We start from the raw sequence: 16,597 nt of genomic DNA on the forward strand, positions 1-16,597 counted from the left end.
GGTCATATCCCCCATTCCCGGTCTATGTTTAATCTATCGTCAATTTTCGGAGCCGTTATTTGCACGAATTTTATTCCCTTTTCCTTGATCAGCTTTATGTATTCTGTTTCTGCCGCCCAATGCTTTTTTAAAGATTCTTCGTCGTTCGGCAGGATCGGATAATTTGACCACGTTATCACTCTCGCCAACCGCTCTCGAAATACGTCTTTTTCGAAATCCTTTAAATATTCGTCCACGGCATCGATCGTATTATCCCATAGATCGGCAAGTTCGTTAAACTCCGCTTCTTCTCCGGATATTTTTTGATAAATTTCATATTCCAAACGAGTTAACTTTTCGTCCAATGCCTGATATTCCCGGATTTTATGGTCCTCGTCCCGAATACTGTTCGCTACATAATTTCCTAAAAATACTAACTGCATCAGGGCAGAAAATTCTCTTTCATCTAACACTATTTCAACTTTTTCAGTTTCCATGCCGCTCCTTATTTTATGATGTTTTATTTTTAATCTTTGTCGAAAGAAACTCGATAAAATTATCCGTTTGCTCAACGCTCCATCTTTCGTATTCTATAAAATATTGCTCTGCGCCCGTATCCATGTAGGCGCTGATCTGATAAATATTGAACTCTCCCGTCGTTATCGTCCGGCGATAATATAATGTATAGTCGAGGTATTCGCTCTGTTGATCGTACCCGTCGGGATCGCCCTGCTTATATTCCCGGTCTATGATCAGATTGAATTTGCAGGATAGGATTTCCGTTTCTGTCTCCACTCTGTTTTGTACGAGAAAGAAACTGACCGCCTTGCCGTCGCTTATCTTATACGTTTTTTCGATAGAGGAATACTCTCCCGCCATCTGCGTCAATGTCAGATTTTCATTGACTTCCGATAATTCCGATTTACTTGATTTATAAGTATCGTCAAAATCGTCCTTCGGAGGGAATAGAAATATTGTACAGAGCACAAAAACTGTGATACAGAATAAAAGGCAACCCGCGACTGGTATGATCCGTTTCACTTTTTTGTTTGCAACTCGGTTCGCCTGTGCCTTCGGAATCAGCGTATTTTCTAAAAACGAACGATCCTCTTCCAGCAACTCGGCGTTTTCCTTCTCTATCGCCTTTTTTAACCTTTTCATGGTTTTCCTCACGAGATCGTTAGCGCATAGGCATCTACGATTTTTACTTCGCCGATATTGATATAGCCCTTATCGTACAATGCCACACCCAACGCGCCGTATACATATTTATCCGTCCTCGTCTTGTTTCCTGCCAAAGTATAATTCACTTCCAGACAGCCAAACCCCGCCGCGGCATGATTTCCGTTTGTGATCTCATATTCAAGAAAATCGTAACCGTCCAGCTCGGATATTTTTAATCCTCTGTAATTTTCCATGAACAAGGCTATCGGTTTTCCAGACGTTACCGCCGTTTTGGCAGAGTTATAATTGAAAGTCCGCCATGACATAAGGCTCGTATAACTCGCTTGATATCCCTGTCTGTTCGCATATTTTTTAAATCCGCTTTTGAAGTCCGATACCGTTGCGCCGTTTCCATCCGTTCCCGTATCTATATAAAGCTGATCGAACACCGCTCTCGTTTCCGGAGTGTCCGAAAGATACATATAACTGCCCATAAAAGATACGCCCGGTTCGTAATTCGGGATCAAATTCGGATACGTTTTATCCAGATATACGACCAGGTTCACGCACATTTTTGCAACGCAGGAGGCTGCCTCTCCGTGCATACAGCCGGGGATCGACGGCAGCATATTATATTTGTTCTCCGACCTATATATGTAATCTACCCGCTTATTTTCATAGTAAGCGTCGCCCGTTCCGCGATATGCGTCCTCGCCTAACAGTTCTACCGAATTTTCAGAAACAGGCAGATTTGTTTCGCAGTCATAGAAACTCCCGCCGTCGCTGTACCAATAGATACCCTGCCTAACATATACATTTTTGCCTTCTTCCTGACGATACGGGCTTTCCCCTTGCGGATAAAACTCCGTTACGCGTAACGCCCCGTCGTCTATCAATAGCGCAAAGCCCTGTCCTTCGCCGTATATAAAACTGTAAGCGATACCCAACTCATTCAATTCAATATCATATACTCTTTCCTTTTCCGCCGATACCGTAGTGGTGTCGGCATTTTCATAGTCGAATATTTCGTTTAACGTTTCGTAGAACAGCATATCTGCCTCGCTTTCGACAACCGCCGCATTCGCCGTAATGCCGATCCCCAACATAGCCGCGATCATTGCCGTTAAAACAACGATTGCAATTCCTTTGTGCATTCTTTTCATTTTTCTTCCTCCCTGAAATGAATTTTTAATTTATTTTTAGCGATGCGGTGATGATATTTTACCGCATCGTATTTTTCGTTTAACAGTTCCGCGATCTCTTTTAATCGAAAACGTTCCCAATAGCGCAGATAAATTATTTTCTGCTCGGACTCGCTCAATCCTTCTAATGCGATTAAGGCTTTATCGCTCAAACGGAATTCTCCGCACTCTCCGTTATCCATGTCCGAATAAACCAACCGCTTGTCTTTGCGCAATTTGTCCAACGCCATGTTTCTTGCGATCGTATATACCCAAGCCGTCGGCGCACGAACAAACTTCGGCTTGATCTCAAACAACTTTATGAAAAATTGTTGTGCAATGTCTTTGCCGTCTACCTTTCCTCGGAATTGCCTGTCTATATACCGAACAATGAGCGGATAGTAATATTCATATAACTTTGTGACGGCTCTCGAACTGCTACGATACCTCGTTAATAAATAATTGAATAAGATCGGATTCACTTTTTATCTCCTTGGCGCGTCTATAAAAATAATTAGTTCGGATAGCGCGCTGTCCGTGTTTATACCTTAAAAAAATAGGCTATCCTTAAAAAACAGAAAAACCGTCTATCCGAGTTATATGTTTATGGTTAGACTTCTAACCGTGAATTTTCTATATGCGCATATTATATCATATTAGATAAAGAAATTCCATCTATCCGAGTTAAATAATTTTGCAGTATTGTAGGAGGGTTTGACGAATTATGTCGAGGGTTCCGTCCGATTCACATTTAAAAACTTCAGATTTATTTAAAAAAAGACTTAATGAACTCATTGCAGATTTAGACTGCTCTATTTATGAGTTTGCCCCGAAAGCGCATGTTAGTAAAGGCGTAATTACACGTGCTACCATTTACGGCATTATTCCAAGCGTTAAACCATTGATAAAAATTGCCGATACTTGTGAAGTTTCATTGGAATATTTATTAGGCTTAACGAACGAAACAATTTTTTCTCCCTCAATTCTAAAGGTCCCCTTTCATATTCGAATAAACGAATTGCGCCTGGAAAGGGGCGTCAAATTTTCACAGATTGGAAAACAGATGCCTTTTAGTACTAATCTTTTTTATGACTGGCAACGCGAACATACCCTACCATCATTAGAATATTTGCTCGCAATTGCCAACTATTTTGAAGTATCCATTGATTACCTGCTTGGACGAACCGACGATAAAACCAATTAAAAAGAGGTTTAAATTTATGCCAAGAAATCCGACAATACACCCAACTCAACGTATATCGCCTGAGTTTCAAGATCGTCTTAATAGTATTATTAAAGATAAAGAATGTACAAAGTATGAATTCTCTTCTTTAGTTGGCGTCAGTAAAGAAGTTATCAGCCGATCATGCTTATATGGAATTATTCCCAGTCTACAATCTCTTATTAAAATAGCCGATTATTTGAATATTTCAATAAATTATCTTTTAGGGAAAACTTCAAATTCAAATTTTATTAAATCAGAATGTAACGTATCCTTTCACGAAAGACTGAGAAGTTTAGCCAATGAAAAACATAAAAAGTATTCTGAAATTGCTCGAAAAATGATTTTCCCCGAGAGTTATTTCCATGATTGGATCAGAACAAACACATTACCCTCTCTTGATTATTTAATAAAAATAGCGGAATATTTCAATGTTTCTCCCGATTATATCCTTGGAAGAACCGATGAAAGAGATTAAATTGATGAATATAGAAAAAAATTTATTGGTTTTTATACAAAATATTTGCAGGAATTATCCTACCATTGAAAAGGTCATATTATTCGGCTCACGCGCTCGCGGAGATCATACGCAAAAAAGCGATTATGATTTAGCAATTTACGGACAGTTACAACCAAGCGAAATCGTTCTTTTACGGAATGCCCTTCGGGAAGATCTCCCTACCTTGCATAAAATCGATACCGTTTTTATGCAATCCGAAACGGACAGCAAATTGATTAAAAATATCGAAACCGAAGGAATTTTGATTTATGATAAAACTTGCCAATAAATTTGATAATTTCAACAAAGCCGTTAAGCGGCTGAATGAAGCAAATATCGCTTATAAAAAGAACCGTGACGATGACATTTATCAAGACGCATTGATTCAACGGTTTGAGTTCACTTTTGAACTGGCATGGAAAACGCTGCGTGAGTTTATGACTGATCAAGGCTATCAATTAGAAATTCTTTCTCCCAAAGGTGTCTTTGCCTTTGCCTATCAGGAAGGAATCATCTCCAACGAAACACTTTGGCTGGACATGCTCGATTCGAGGAACCTTACTTCCCACGATTATGGACACGAGTTGGCGCAAACGATTGCAGATAAAATAAGCAACCGTTTTTGCAAAGAACTTTCTAATCTTGCAAAGTATATTTTTGAAAAAATTAAATAGTAAAAAAGGGGGACAGTTTAAAACCACCCCCCCCTTTTTTATTCTCTTTGACAAGATTGTTTTCGCTGGTAATATTCCGAAATTTCCAACTCTATCGCAGACAATATACTTTCCGCTTTTTCTTTCGGTATCAATCGCAGATCGGGTTTTCCGTTCACATACACCTTTAAATTCAGCGGATTCTCCTTCGTTTCAATTTCCTGCATTTCCGTTCCCTCCTTTTTTCTTTCATATTACCATAAAATAAAAAATTTTTCCTCGGACTCCGCCCGTTGGGTTTCCCGTCCTTTTCGGTCGGTTTTCTTCTTTCCCCGTTTTTTTCCGTCCTTTCCCCGCGTTTCCTTTCGGTTTTAGCAGAAGAAGACCTTGCCGTCAAGGAAAAAAAGTATCGCTTAAAACTGAATATGTATGATTCGCACGCAATACTTTTTTTGCGGCATTTTTTTTATTACATATATCTTCTTGACTTCGCCTTTCCCTTGACCGCTTCGGTCTTTTCTGCTGTTTTTTCCATTGTCCTTTGGGGTGGTGAGGCAGGTCGGTTTTTTCTCTTTTCTTTCGTTTTCGCGAACAAAGGGCGGAGCCGAGCGGAAATTGTACGGATTGAAACGGATTTGTTCCGATTCCAGTCCGTACTTTTTTCTTTCTTTTTTTGGTATCCTTTATTCACAATAATTTTTAGGAGGTTTTCCAATGAAAACAGCAATCATTTACACATGGAGCACGGCGGAGAACGACGCCGCTATCCAGAGCCAAATCATTCTTTGTAAAACCTTTGCGCTAAAGAATGATTTTAAGATCTTACACATTTATTCAGACTTTAAGAAGTCGGGCATCGGGAATAAACTGCCTGCCATGTGCAAACTTTTGAACGAAATCCAAAGTTGCGAATGGGATTCGCTGCTTATAACCGATCCGTCGCGTTTAACCGATGATCCGCTGGAATATTTTAAATTGCAATTTAATCTCAACATGGCGGGCAAACGGATTATCACTGTTATCGAACAAAAGGAGGTTTTGAAACAATGAGATACGCTGCTTTTTACGGACGTTATTCCTGTGAACGACAAAATGAACAATCTATTGAAGGTCAATTAAGAATTTGTCAGCAATATGCTGATCAGCACGATCTTAAAATCGTAGAAACTTATATAGACCGAGCTATGACCGGTACGAACGACCATCGCCCTGCTTTTCAGAAGATGCTTGCCGATTGCGAAAAGAACGTACTGTGGGATATTGTGCTTGTCTATGCCATTGACCGATTCGGCAGAAACTCTATCGAGATCGCTGTCAATAAGCAAAAACTCAAGAAAAACAACAAAATGCTTATCTCTGCTACACAACGGACTTCTGATAATATTGACGGGACAAAAAACCTTGACGGTATTTTGCTCGAAAATGTTTATATCGGGCTTGCGGAATACTATTCCGCTGAACTTTCACAAAAAATTCGCAGAGGTCTGCACGAAAGTCGCATGAAAGGTCAATTCTCCGGCGGTATTCTTCCTTACGGATATTATGTTGAAAATAAAAAAGTATTTATCGACGAAGAACGTGCCGAAATCGTCCGTTTTATCTTTCAACAATATGCGGAAGGTACAACCGTAAAAGAAATTATTCGGAAATTGACCGAGAAAGGCTTGACTTATCGAGGAAAGCCCTTCGCTATGAATACCGTTTATCAAATGTTGCGCCTTGAAAAATATATCGGTATATGTCGATACGATGAAGGCGTTTATGATAACATTTTTCCCGCGATCGTTCCAAAATACATCTACGAAGACGTACAAAAAATATTGCAGACAAATAAAAAAGGTTCAAAAAGTACCCGCACAGAATTTCTATTAAAGGGAAAACTCTTATGCGGGTATTGCGGTAAAAATATGCATGGCGACAGCGGTACTTCTCATACGGGCAAAACCATGCACTATTATAATTGTATGGCAAGAAAACGTAATAATTCTTGTAATAAATCAGCGGTTTCAAAAGATAAATTTGAAAAACTTATAACGGATACTACCGTTCAACTTTTCGAAGATCAGTCTAATATTGACTTGATAGCCAATGAGATCATGAATGTACATAAAACGCGAATGAACAAAAAATCAGTATTGAGCATTTTAGAAAACCAACGCGACGAAATCAAACGTTCATTGGCTAACATTATGAAAGCCGTCGAAAAAGGTATTTTCAATGCAACAACTCAATCACGCATGGAGGAACTCGAAAAGCAACTTGCCGACGTTGAATCAAACATTGCCATAGAACAATACAAAGAGAAAACCATTTTAACAAAAGAAAATATTATTGACTTTCTCACGAACGCCATTCTGCAAAAACCTAAAAAGATGCTGCAAACTCTGATACAAAAAATCGTCGTATATGACGATAAAATTATTATCTATTACAATTTTACAGATAAAACAAATCCCGATGAATCTAATCATCGGGATTCTTTTTACTATCCGGGTTCGGATAGTTCCGTTATGGTGGAGTGCCTATATCGTAAATTGAACGAAAAAAAATCTATCGAATTTTCGATAGATTTTTTTAATTGCTACTTGGGGGCTTAAATAGTTCAACGGGTTCAATTTCTAAAACCTCACAAATCTTCAATATCATTTTCAAACTTATATTAATTTTACCGTTTTCTACTTTATGAATATAACTTGCATCTCTACCAATTCTTAAACTTAATTCATAAGCGGATAAATTTGCAGCCATTCTTTCTTTTGCTAAATTTATGCTAAAATCTTCGAATTTCATACTTATAGTTTATCTCATAAAATTCCTTGACTAATTGACCCACAATCCATATAATAGAATTATAGTCAACTATGTAACAATTATGAACATATTCTTGAACAATTTATTGACATTCGAAAATATATAGAATACAAGGAAAGGAGTGCAAAATGAAATATTTAACGAAAGAATGGCTGATACAATACAAATTATCATATATAAACAGCGTCACAAAGAAGTCTAAACAGGCTCAAACTCAAAATATCGTTTATTACAACAACCTTTATCGAAATCGCTATTTAAAATTTATCGAGATTGAAAAATCTGACGAAATCTATTCGGATCCCTGCAAGGATTTAGAATTGTGCGAACAAAGAATGAACGAGCAAGGGATAACCGAAGAGGAACGAAAACTCAGAAAATGTATATACAGGTATTATGCAAAAACTTGCGAAAAGCGGATAGCGGCAGGCGCGCCGTTTGTGTTCGATGAAAACCATGCCGCCCGTAAATTCGAAGAAGGCTTGCGGCAAAAGATAGAATTATTGCAGCATATGCCGCCGACGATATTGGATAAGGTTGCAGATATCGGTGTTTTTGCGTTCGGATATGTAAGCGAGGAAGTAAAAAGATTATTAAAACCCTATTGCGGAGAATTGAAACGGCAATGTAAAGGTGTACTGAAACAAGCAGAACGCGAAACGGAAAAAGCGGAAAAATATCTGACAAAAAGGCTCGGGGTAAGCGAATACACGGAATTGTTTTTAACAGATATCATTTTTGAAAACGAAGATATCTATTTACTGTTTGACAACGGCGAAAAATTGCTTATCAAAAACGGAGAAATACTCGAAAGGGAGGAAGAAAAACTGTTTGCATGGAACGCGGATATCCCCAACAGCGGTTGGAGCATGGTGATTGCCGCCGAGTTGTACCGCACAGACAAAAAATTTGAAATACATTTTTTAATGGAAAACAGAAACGAATATGAACGTTATACAGTATGGTACTTGACATTCCGAGGAACGGATATACAGGAAATCATAACCCCAAATAATGAATTTCGGTTCAAATAATTTAATAAAAATCAGTACTGAAAAAGACGCTTTCGAGCGTCTTTTTTTTCATGTTCACAGCAAACGGAAATCGCGGGAAAAGTCCGAGATAAGGTAGGTAAGTGACGATGGGACGCGTGCTTGTCTTGATACAAGTACGGCGGCTACGCTGACGAGGCGGCAGAGCCGCCTCGTCACCCGCTCGCTGCGCTCGCGGGCGCCTAAGACAAGCACGCGCCCCAAACAAAGCAACAACGCAACAGCGGAACGCACAAAAAAAGCGCGGCGGCGCGGGGTGGCGCCGCTAAACCGCTCGGCGGTCACTCCCGCGCATACCGTCGCGCATACTTTTTTATTCTGCTGTTCCCCCCTTTTTTTCGCAAATGGCAGTAATACGTGCGCTTGTCTTTTATACAAGTAAAGGAATAAAAGTCTTTTGAAAGCCCTCGGAATTTTGTCCGAGGGCTTTTCTCTTTTCCCCAACCGTATATCTGCGGGAAGAGTACGAAAAAAAACGATATTTAATGAAAACAATCCGATTGATAATGGTTTTTGTACGGGAACAGTCCGTACCAATTTGAATTCGTTTTTGATATAATCTGTCCATAAAGATTTTACGGACAGGGAAAGAATATGAAACGACAGGATTTAACTTATATCGCGGGGAATGACTTGTATATAGCGCCTTTATCAGATTGCGAAACAAATGCCTTTTTCTCCGCGGTATTGGCAGAAATAAAAGAATTGAGCAAAGAAGAAATGGAAAACAATCCTTTTTGTCTTTCGTCCGTCGGAGCGTAAACGAAAACACCCTTTCCGTCAAGGGTAAAATACATTGCCTGCGGCAACCCTTGACGGAAAGACAACACACGGACAGATAAGGGAAAGACTTTGCGTTTCCGTTTCGTCCGTTTCCGTCGAAAGACAAAAAACAATTCAAAGGAGTTATGTATCATGAAATCAGCAGTTATCTATGCACGCTATTCCAGCGCAAGCCAGACCGAGCAGTCTATCGAAGGGCAATTAGACGTTTGCAAAAAGTATGCACAAGACAACGATTTACAAATCGTCGATACCTATATCGACCGCGCCATGACAGGCAAGAACGACCAACGCGCCGCATTTCAAAAGTTATTGTCCGACAGCGAAAAGCCCGTAACGTGGGAAATCGTGCTTGTATATGCAATCGACCGTTTCGGCAGAAATTCCATTGAGATAGCCGTCAATAAACAACGCTTGAAAAAGAACCGTAAAACGCTTATTTCCGCTACGCAACGCACCTCGGAAAATATAGACGGCACCAAGAACCTTGACGGCATTTTACTTGAAAATATGTATATCGGGCTTGCCGAATATTATTCCGAAGAACTCTCCCAAAAGATATTGCGCGGGTTGAACGAGAGCCGTAAGAAAGGCTTTTACTGCGGCGGGGGCGTGCCTTACGGGTACAAAGTGGTTGCCCGCAAAATCGTTGATGATGCCGAAAAAGCCGATATTGTCCGTTACATATTTTCGCAATATGCCCTCGGCGTGTATGTGCCTACGATTATCAAAGCCTTGACGGAGCGCGGCGTTTACCATAACGGAAAACCGTTTGCGCCCAATACCGTGTACCATATACTGAAAAATGAAAAGTATCTCGGCATTTACCGCAATAAAGGCGAAGAATACGACAATATCTATCCGCAAATCGTACCGATTGAAATTTTCGATAAAGTACGGGCAAAAGTACAAAAGAACAAGTACGGCAAAAGGAGCGTACAGGTAACATACCTATTGCGCCATAAACTGAAATGCGGATATTGCGGACACCCGATAAGCGCGGAAAGCGGTACTTCCTCAAACGGTGAAGTGATACACTACTACAAATGCCACGGCAGAAAAAAGTATCGCAACGGTTGTGAAAAAACGGCATTACGCAAAGAGTTTTTGGAAAACTTTGTACTTGAAACTATCCTGCGCGAACTCTCCAAGCCCGATACAATGAACAAGGTCGTTGACGGGCTTATGCAGATACAGGAAATGCAGAACAAAGAAAGCCCGATACTCAAAACATTGCTTTCGGAAAAGCGTCAGACGGAAACGGCATTGAACAACTTGATGTCCGCTATCGAACAGGGTATTATCTCCGCTACGACAAATAAGCGTTTGCACGAACTCGAAAACAAACTTACGGAACTCGAAAGAAATATATTGATAGAACAGAGCAAAACAAAGATAACCCTATCCGAAGATAAGATACGGAAATATTACGAACAGGCTTTACTGAAAGAGCCGCAAATGCTGATAAACCTGCTTATAAAGCAAATCGTATTGTATAACGACAAAATGATAGTTTACTACAATAGCCCCATACAAACAAGCCCCGACGGAAACAGTCAGGGCTTTTCTTTTTACGATGAAATTGCTTTCATGCCGTATATCATACAGAATAAACCTAATCCCGCCATGCGCGCGATACGAGTGATCATGACCGTATAAGCGGCGGCTATTTATTCCACGGTGCTCTTGACACGAGCCTCTCTCGGAGCGTGTTTGAGGGCAAATACGGGCGAAACCATGCAACCCCGCACCCAAACAGGGTACGGGGTTTTGGTTTGCCTTCGGCGGAAACAGCCTAACACGCTCCGACTCGCGTCAAGAGCCTTTCGCGGCATAAACCGCCGCCGCTCACCGTTACGGAGATTTACTCGACCGAAAGCATTGTGCGCCGTAAATTGCCGATTTCGAGCCTTAAACGCGATTAAACGGCTTTCCGCGGCAAAAGAAAAAACCTAAACCAAACACCTTTTTGAGATGTTCAATTTAGGTTAAACGTGGTGGAGATAAACGGACTCGAACCGTCCACCTCTTGAATGCCATTCAAGCGCTCTACCAGATGAGCTATATCCCCATGATTGCGCGGCGTGAAGCCGCGCGGAAATTTAAAGGATTGGAATAAAATTAATTATTCCGGTTTGATCGCGGAAACGGGGCAACCGTCTTCGCACGCGCCGCAGTCGATGCAGACGTCCGGATCGATCACGTATTGAGAATCCCCCTGCGAAATTGCGTTCACGGGGCAGGTGTCTGCACAGGCGCCGCAAGAAATGCACTCATCAGAAATGGTATGTGCCATATTTATAACCTCCGATTGTTCTTCATAGGCGGAAACCATCCGCTTTTACCCGAGTATTATATCACATATTTTTCGATTAGTAAATTGTTTTTCGCGGCTCAATCGAGTAAATTTTTCAGATCTTTGTCCGCTTTGTCGTCGGGCTCTTCTTTTTTCCCGCCTTTGAAAACAATTTTGTCCAAAGGAAAATCTTTGTAGACAAGACTCCCGTCCTTGTTCTCGATTTTGACGCGAACCGTCTGTTTCAGCATGTTTTCGGAAACGACGGTCCCCTTTCCTTCGGGAGTCGTCGCCTCGCTGCCGAGTTTGGGCATCTTTTTATAAATTTCGCTGTAATATTCGTTTTCATAGGAAAGGCAGCACATCAGCCTGCCGCAAAGACCGCTGATCTTCCCGGGATTGAGCGACAGCCCCTGCACCTTTGCCATTTTGATGGAAACTTTTTTGAACTCGGGAAGCGCCCCCGCGCAGCAGCATTCCCTGCCGCACGGCGCGATGCCGCCCAAAATCCTCGTCTCGTCTCGGATGCCCACCTGACGAAGTTCGATGCGGATATGAAACACCGACGCGAGATCTTTGACCAACTCGCGGAAATCCACTCTCCCGTCCGCAGCGAAATAAAAAATGACTTTCGTGCCGTCGAACGTAAATTCGCAGTCGATGAGTTTCATGTCCAGATTGTGCTTGCGGATCTTTTCTTCGGCGATCTTCATAGCGCCGGGTTTGCGCTCGGCGTTCTTTTTGACCTGTTCCCTGTCTTTATTGGTGGCGATGCGCACCACGGGTTTGAGAGGCTGCACCACCTCGGCGTCGGGAACGTCCTTGGGCGGAAACGCGACGACGGCAAACTCCGTGCTCTTGCTCGTCTCTACCACGACTTCCATGCCTTCTTCGTACGTTTCGTTATTTTTCGGCGCGAAATAGTAAATTTTACCGCCGTCTTTGAATTTGATTCCGATTACTTTCATCGTCCCTCCAGGATCCGTATAAACAACGTTTCGTAAGTCATTGCGGGATTTGCATTGAATTTCAGGTTGCGTTCCGCCTGCCCGATCGCCTCCTGCGAAAATACCAGCGCCCGTTCATCGTACCGTTTCGCGGCTTTTTCCAGAACGGCGCGTTCGCCGCCGAACAAAAGCAGGTCTTTACGGTTCAGGCGGAGCATCAGCATATCGCGGAATGCGAGCCGCAAAAGAGGCAGAAATTTGTTGCCTTCCACTTTTTCCGAAACCAGCCCCCGCGCGAATTCGACCGCGGTCGACGCCGTGAGATTGAGCGCGATCTGAGCCGCCTTTGCGGAGAGTTCCGTCAGCGAGCCTTCGCCCGCGAGTTCTTCGGCTTTTCCGAGGTTTCCGCCCGAAATCGCGGCGATCTCGGCGATGTCTTCGCGGTAGGGAAATTTTTCTTTGAGCGCCGCGGCGATATCCTTTTCGGAAAACCCGACGAGCTCGAGTTTTTTGACGCGGGAGAGCACAGTGGGAAGGACGGCGTAGCCGTTGGTCGAGCCGAGAATGAAATACACGTTTTCGGGCGGCTCTTCCAGAATTTTCAAGAGTTTGTTCTGCGCCGCCGCGTTTGCGTCCTGCAAGGCGTCCAGAACGTACAGTTTGCGGTCGGATTCCAGGGGTTTCACGTACGCGTCGTCGATGACCGCCCTGACGTCGCCCACCGCGATCTTTCCGCCCGTTTCCGCAGGAATGACCGCCATATCGGCAAATCGCTCTTCGCGGATCAGCCTGTCCCGCCGCTCGTCCCCGCCCGCGACGAGCACCGCGAGTTCCTTTAAAAAGGCGCGCAGGTTCGCCCCGTCCGGGCAGACGAGTAAATACGCGTGCGAGAGCGTACCGCTTTTCGCGTCCCCCGCAACGATGCGATAAGGTTTACTCTTATAAAACAGGCTCACCGTCGATTCCTTTATTTCAGATAGCCGCGCGCCGTTAACAGGCGCACGATATTTTGCGAAGTCCGGAACTTATCCCCCATACAGTCGATTTCAGCGAACCGATCGGGATAGCGCTTCAAAAGTTGCAGATAGCCCTCGTAGACGCGCTGATGAAAATTTTCGCCCGCCTTTTCCATACGGTCGTTTTCGTCGGCGCCGTGCTTGCGCGCAAACGCGCGCCGAGGCGGGATATTCAGAAACAACGTTACGTCGGGCATATAATTGCGGAGGGCGTATTCGTTGATCTTTTCCAGAAAATCGATCGACAGCCCCCTTCCGTAGCCCTGATAGGCGAAAGAAGAGAAGATATACCGATCGCAGATAACCATTTCGCCGCGCTCGAGAGCGGGCTCCACGGTGTCTTTGAGATGTTGTACGCGCGCGGCGGCGTATAAAAGCGCCTCGCACTCGTCGCTCATCTCCATGAACTTGCCGTTTAAGATAATTTTTCGTATTTCTTCGGAGATCTCGCCGCCGCCCGGCTCGCGCGTGACGACGTGCGGGATATTTTTATCCTGCAAATATTGGCTCAAAAGGCGTATCTGGGTAGATTTGCCAGACCCTTCGCAGCCCTCGAAGGTGATGAAGGCTCCCCTCATACGCGTCCCCCGATCTTGATGACGCTGATCTTTCCGTTCTTGACGCCGAACGTGTTTTTCGCGCGTTTCAAGCATTCGGCAGTTTCTTTGCCGATGACCTCGCCCGCGATGACGAGCGGGAAACAGGGCGGCGTGACGCCCGCGTTGCGCGCGCAGACTTTGCCCGCCGCCTTTTCGAGGGGCACTTCCTGCACCGCGAAGGTAAGGGCGGTGAGATAACTGAATTTTTTGACGCCGCACACGTATTCGGGCACGGCCTCGTAAGTGTTTTTCAAAGATTTGTTGCGCGCGACGCGGCGGAGGGCTCGGTCCAGCCGATTGAGGCGGGAAGCCGTCGTCGCCGCGGTGATATAAAATACCACGTAGCGACCGTCGTTCATTTCCGCGAAAATGCCGCGCTTTTCCAGTTCTTCGCAGGCGAGATAGGGAGAAATACCCATACCGCCGAAATCCACCGCGAACTGCAAAGTGGAAGAACCTTTATAAAATTTGACGCCCTTTTTGGCGAGGCGGGATTTGACGAGCGCAAGTTCGCGTTTGATGGAATCGATGAGCCGCGCGCCGTGCTCCGCCATGTACTTGACGCCGAATTCGACGGACGCCATGATGAGATAGGAGGGGCTGGTCGTGCGGAAGATCTGCAAGCCCTCTTCCGCCGCGGCGGCGAGCCGCTCGTCCCTGACGTTTAAAATCGCGCCCTGCGTGAGCGTGGGCAGCGTTTTGTGCGCGCCGTCCACCCAGATATCCGCAAAGTCGCCCGCATACGCCGCGCCCGATTCTTCCGAACCGTTGTCCGCGTCGAATTTGAGGTATGCGCCGTGCGCGCCGTCCACCATCAAAAGTTTTTTATACTTTTCGCAGATCTTACGGATCTTTTCGTATTCCGCGATATTGCCGTAATAGTCGGGCGAGGTGAGCAGCACGCCGCACACGTCGCTCTCTTTCTGGAACGCTTCCTCCACGTCCAGCGGCGTGGGCGGGAGCAGAACGCCGTCTATCTCGTTTGCTTTTAAGATATACGGCTCGATGCCTAAGAGGGCGCAGGCGTTGTAGACGCTCTTGTGCGAGTTGCGGCCGATGATGACTTTGGATCCGAATTTGCGCGCGGCGAACAGCATGGAAAGCACGGCGCACGAAGAGCCGTCCGTGACGATAAAACTCCTGCGCGCGCCCAATATTTCCGCGATCTCGCGCTCCGCCACGGCGATCACGCCGTCGGGATCTTCCAGACAGTCGGAAAAGGACAACTCCGTGATATCCAGAGCCGCATCCCTGAACAAGGAAAATATTTTGCGGTTTGCCTGATGTCCGGGCATATGAAAACGCGCGGGGCGTATGCCCTTGTACTTTTTCATCGCGCCGAGAATTCGGTATTCCATGCTCTCCCTCCTGCGTCGTTTACGCGGACAGTTTGCCCGATTTGTCGTATGTGGTCAGAATAAAATTCAGATAGGTGATCGGCTCGAACTGCAGATCGTACTGCGACGCCGCCCAATCGAACACGGAAAGACAGATCCCCTCGTTGCTCTTATCTTTGTCGCCGTTGGTGATATATTCCGTGATGTTGGTCAGATTGCTCAGATCGAAAGCGCAGCGAACGGTCTTCCATTCGTCATCGTCCACGTTGTTATCGTTGTTTTTGTCCTGCCAGATCTTGGTTTCCTTGATGGAAAGCACGCCGACTTCGAGCGCCTTTTGCACGTTCAGATAACTGTCCCGCAAGTTTTCGATGCGCGCCGTTTCGTCTTTTATACCCTCTGCTATCTGCGCTTCCGTCTTATAACGCTTGTCCTTTTTCATGCGGGTGCGGAAAGAATTTTCAACTGCGCCCGCATCCAGATTTCCCTCACGGAAATCGCCGTCCGTATAAAACTGCGCAAGATATTTTTCGCACGTTTTCAGATAGTCTTCCTTGACGATCTTCCCATCGTCGTCCACGTAGTCTTCGCCGAGGGGCGCTAGGATCGAATAATACGAAGTGGCGAACTGCTGCAATCTGCTGAACGTTTCCTCGCCCTCTTTTTCAGGCTCGGGTTTCACGTCGGATACCCACAAAATATCGCCCTGTTTGGCGGAAAACCACGCCGCCATCGCCTGCGAAGTCTGCGAGTCGTCCGAAAACGAACCTTGCGTAAATTCGAGTACGTCGTAAGAAAGCGCGTTCTTCTCTTTCAGATAATCGAGGGTGTTGAGTTTTTCGTTATTCTTCAATTCCATATCGTTGAAGTAATAGAAATAAAACGTCTGCCCGATGGTAGCGCGCGTTGCGAGCATGGTGAACAGCAGCGACCAGACGATGATCGCCGCCGCTGCGATCGCGATGATCTTGATCCAATCATACGATAGCATATGCCCGATTCTTTTTTTGCTGATGTGTGCGTCCATGCGTTATTTTTCCTTATTTTGCGCCGAAAGC

General features: G+C 44.5%; 21 protein-coding genes and 1 tRNA gene. 9 read left to right on the forward strand and 13 right to left on the reverse strand.

Annotated elements, in window-relative coordinates; all coding sequences use genetic code 11:
- Positions 1-2: 2 nt before the first annotated feature.
- The 4 genes from ESZ91_RS04260 to ESZ91_RS04275 are packed head-to-tail and all read right to left on the reverse strand — an operon-like array spanning position 3 to position 2,806.
- Positions 3-476: a hypothetical protein gene (locus ESZ91_RS04260; RefSeq protein ID WP_129224456.1), complete on the reverse strand. Its 474-nt coding sequence runs from the start codon at positions 474-476 to the stop codon at positions 3-5.
- Between the two features lie 13 nt (positions 477-489).
- Positions 490-1,140 (reverse strand): hypothetical protein, encoded by a 651-nt coding sequence (locus ESZ91_RS04265; RefSeq protein ID WP_129224458.1) that lies wholly within the window; start codon positions 1,138-1,140, stop codon positions 490-492.
- An 8-nt stretch (positions 1,141-1,148) separates the two neighbouring features.
- On the reverse strand, positions 1,149-2,306 hold the full coding sequence (locus ESZ91_RS04270; protein ID WP_129224460.1) for a hypothetical protein: 1,158 nt from the start codon (positions 2,304-2,306) through the stop codon (positions 1,149-1,151).
- Positions 2,303-2,806, reverse strand: a complete 504-nt coding sequence (locus ESZ91_RS04275; protein ID WP_129224462.1) for an RNA polymerase sigma factor — start codon at positions 2,804-2,806, stop codon at positions 2,303-2,305. Before ESZ91_RS04275 ends, ESZ91_RS04270 begins: the two co-directional genes overlap by 4 nt.
- Before the next feature lie 242 nt (positions 2,807-3,048).
- Here ESZ91_RS04275 and ESZ91_RS04280 point away from each other — a divergent pair, with 242 nt between their 5' ends.
- From ESZ91_RS04280 to ESZ91_RS04295, 4 genes are read left to right on the forward strand one after another with little or no spacing between them, the layout of a single operon-like run.
- Entirely contained in the window at positions 3,049-3,528 is a 480-nt protein-coding gene (locus ESZ91_RS04280; RefSeq protein ID WP_129224464.1) for a helix-turn-helix transcriptional regulator, read from the forward strand.
- 16 nt (positions 3,529-3,544) lie between these two features.
- A complete protein-coding gene (locus ESZ91_RS04285) occupies positions 3,545-4,024 on the forward strand; it encodes a helix-turn-helix transcriptional regulator (protein WP_129224466.1) in 480 nt (159 codons plus the stop codon).
- Positions 4,011-4,334: a nucleotidyltransferase domain-containing protein gene (locus ESZ91_RS04290; protein ID WP_161971048.1), complete on the forward strand. Its 324-nt coding sequence runs from the start codon at positions 4,011-4,013 to the stop codon at positions 4,332-4,334. The genes ESZ91_RS04285 and ESZ91_RS04290 overlap by 14 nt, the downstream gene beginning before the upstream one ends.
- Positions 4,315-4,719, forward strand: a complete 405-nt coding sequence (locus ESZ91_RS04295; protein WP_129224470.1) for a nucleotidyltransferase substrate binding protein — start codon at positions 4,315-4,317, stop codon at positions 4,717-4,719. Before ESZ91_RS04290 ends, ESZ91_RS04295 begins: the two co-directional genes overlap by 20 nt.
- A gap of 38 nt (positions 4,720-4,757) precedes the next feature.
- Here the strand turns inward: ESZ91_RS04295 and ESZ91_RS11590 are convergent, their stop codons facing one another.
- A complete protein-coding gene (locus ESZ91_RS11590) occupies positions 4,758-4,925 on the reverse strand; it encodes a hypothetical protein (protein ID WP_154071826.1) in 168 nt (55 codons plus the stop codon).
- Between the two features lie 487 nt (positions 4,926-5,412).
- Between ESZ91_RS11590 and ESZ91_RS04300 the strand changes: the two genes are divergently transcribed.
- Both ESZ91_RS04300 and ESZ91_RS04305 read left to right on the forward strand, forming a co-directional pair.
- The gene (locus tag ESZ91_RS04300; protein WP_129224472.1) at positions 5,413-5,748 is read left to right on the forward strand and encodes a recombinase family protein; all 336 of its coding nucleotides are present in this window, start codon (positions 5,413-5,415) and stop codon (positions 5,746-5,748) included.
- A complete protein-coding gene (locus ESZ91_RS04305; protein ID WP_129224474.1) occupies positions 5,745-7,295 on the forward strand; it encodes a recombinase family protein in 1,551 nt (516 codons plus the stop codon). The genes ESZ91_RS04300 and ESZ91_RS04305 overlap by 4 nt, the downstream gene beginning before the upstream one ends.
- Here ESZ91_RS04305 and ESZ91_RS04310 read toward each other — a convergent pair.
- Complete coding sequence (locus tag ESZ91_RS04310; RefSeq protein ID WP_129224083.1) at positions 7,273-7,488, reverse strand: helix-turn-helix domain-containing protein; 216 nt, start codon at positions 7,486-7,488, stop codon at positions 7,273-7,275. The two genes, ESZ91_RS04305 and ESZ91_RS04310, sit on opposite strands and share 23 nt — an antisense overlap.
- Positions 7,489-7,844: 356 nt before the next feature.
- On the opposite strand from ESZ91_RS04310, the gene ESZ91_RS04315 reads away from it, so the two are divergent.
- The 3 genes from ESZ91_RS04315 (at position 7,845) to ESZ91_RS04320 (ending at position 11,003) form a co-directional block, all read left to right on the forward strand.
- On the forward strand, positions 7,845-8,543 hold the full coding sequence (locus ESZ91_RS04315) for a DUF4085 family protein (RefSeq protein ID WP_161971026.1): 699 nt from the start codon (positions 7,845-7,847) through the stop codon (positions 8,541-8,543).
- A gap of 612 nt (positions 8,544-9,155) precedes the next feature.
- The gene (locus tag ESZ91_RS11595; protein ID WP_154071819.1) at positions 9,156-9,323 is read left to right on the forward strand and encodes a hypothetical protein; all 168 of its coding nucleotides are present in this window, start codon (positions 9,156-9,158) and stop codon (positions 9,321-9,323) included.
- Positions 9,324-9,476: 153 nt separating this feature from the next.
- Positions 9,477-11,003: a recombinase family protein gene (locus ESZ91_RS04320; RefSeq protein ID WP_129224476.1), complete on the forward strand. Its 1,527-nt coding sequence runs from the start codon at positions 9,477-9,479 to the stop codon at positions 11,001-11,003.
- Between the two features lie 336 nt (positions 11,004-11,339).
- Here ESZ91_RS04320 and ESZ91_RS04325 read toward each other — a convergent pair.
- The 7 genes from ESZ91_RS04325 to ESZ91_RS04355 all read right to left on the reverse strand — a co-directional run bounded on the left by ESZ91_RS04325 (position 11,340) and on the right by ESZ91_RS04355 (position 16,566).
- Positions 11,340-11,415 (reverse strand) — tRNA-Ala (locus ESZ91_RS04325).
- 54 nt (positions 11,416-11,469) lie between these two features.
- Positions 11,470-11,640, reverse strand: a complete 171-nt coding sequence (locus ESZ91_RS04330; RefSeq protein ID WP_129224478.1) for a DUF362 domain-containing protein — start codon at positions 11,638-11,640, stop codon at positions 11,470-11,472.
- A gap of 98 nt (positions 11,641-11,738) precedes the next feature.
- Positions 11,739-12,608 carry a PSP1 domain-containing protein gene (locus ESZ91_RS04335; protein ID WP_129224480.1) on the reverse strand — a complete coding sequence of 290 codons (870 nt, stop codon included), beginning with the start codon at positions 12,606-12,608 and terminating at the stop codon, positions 11,739-11,741.
- Positions 12,605-13,543 carry a DNA polymerase III subunit gene (locus ESZ91_RS04340; RefSeq protein WP_161971049.1) on the reverse strand — a complete coding sequence of 313 codons (939 nt, stop codon included), beginning with the start codon at positions 13,541-13,543 and terminating at the stop codon, positions 12,605-12,607. Before ESZ91_RS04340 ends, ESZ91_RS04335 begins: the two co-directional genes overlap by 4 nt.
- An 11-nt stretch (positions 13,544-13,554) precedes the next feature.
- Positions 13,555-14,181 carry a dTMP kinase gene (gene tmk / locus ESZ91_RS04345; protein ID WP_161971050.1) on the reverse strand — a complete coding sequence of 209 codons (627 nt, stop codon included), beginning with the start codon at positions 14,179-14,181 and terminating at the stop codon, positions 13,555-13,557.
- Positions 14,178-15,560: an aminotransferase class I/II-fold pyridoxal phosphate-dependent enzyme gene (locus tag ESZ91_RS04350; RefSeq protein WP_129224486.1), complete on the reverse strand. Its 1,383-nt coding sequence runs from the start codon at positions 15,558-15,560 to the stop codon at positions 14,178-14,180. The genes tmk and ESZ91_RS04350 overlap by 4 nt, the downstream gene beginning before the upstream one ends.
- A 19-nt stretch (positions 15,561-15,579) precedes the next feature.
- Positions 15,580-16,566, reverse strand: a complete 987-nt coding sequence (locus tag ESZ91_RS04355; protein ID WP_129224488.1) for a hypothetical protein — start codon at positions 16,564-16,566, stop codon at positions 15,580-15,582.
- Between the last annotated feature and the right edge of the window lie 31 nt (positions 16,567-16,597).

It is taken from the genome of Candidatus Borkfalkia ceftriaxoniphila (assembly GCF_004134775.1).
Lineage (GTDB): Bacteria > Bacillota > Clostridia > Christensenellales > Borkfalkiaceae > Borkfalkia > Borkfalkia ceftriaxoniphila.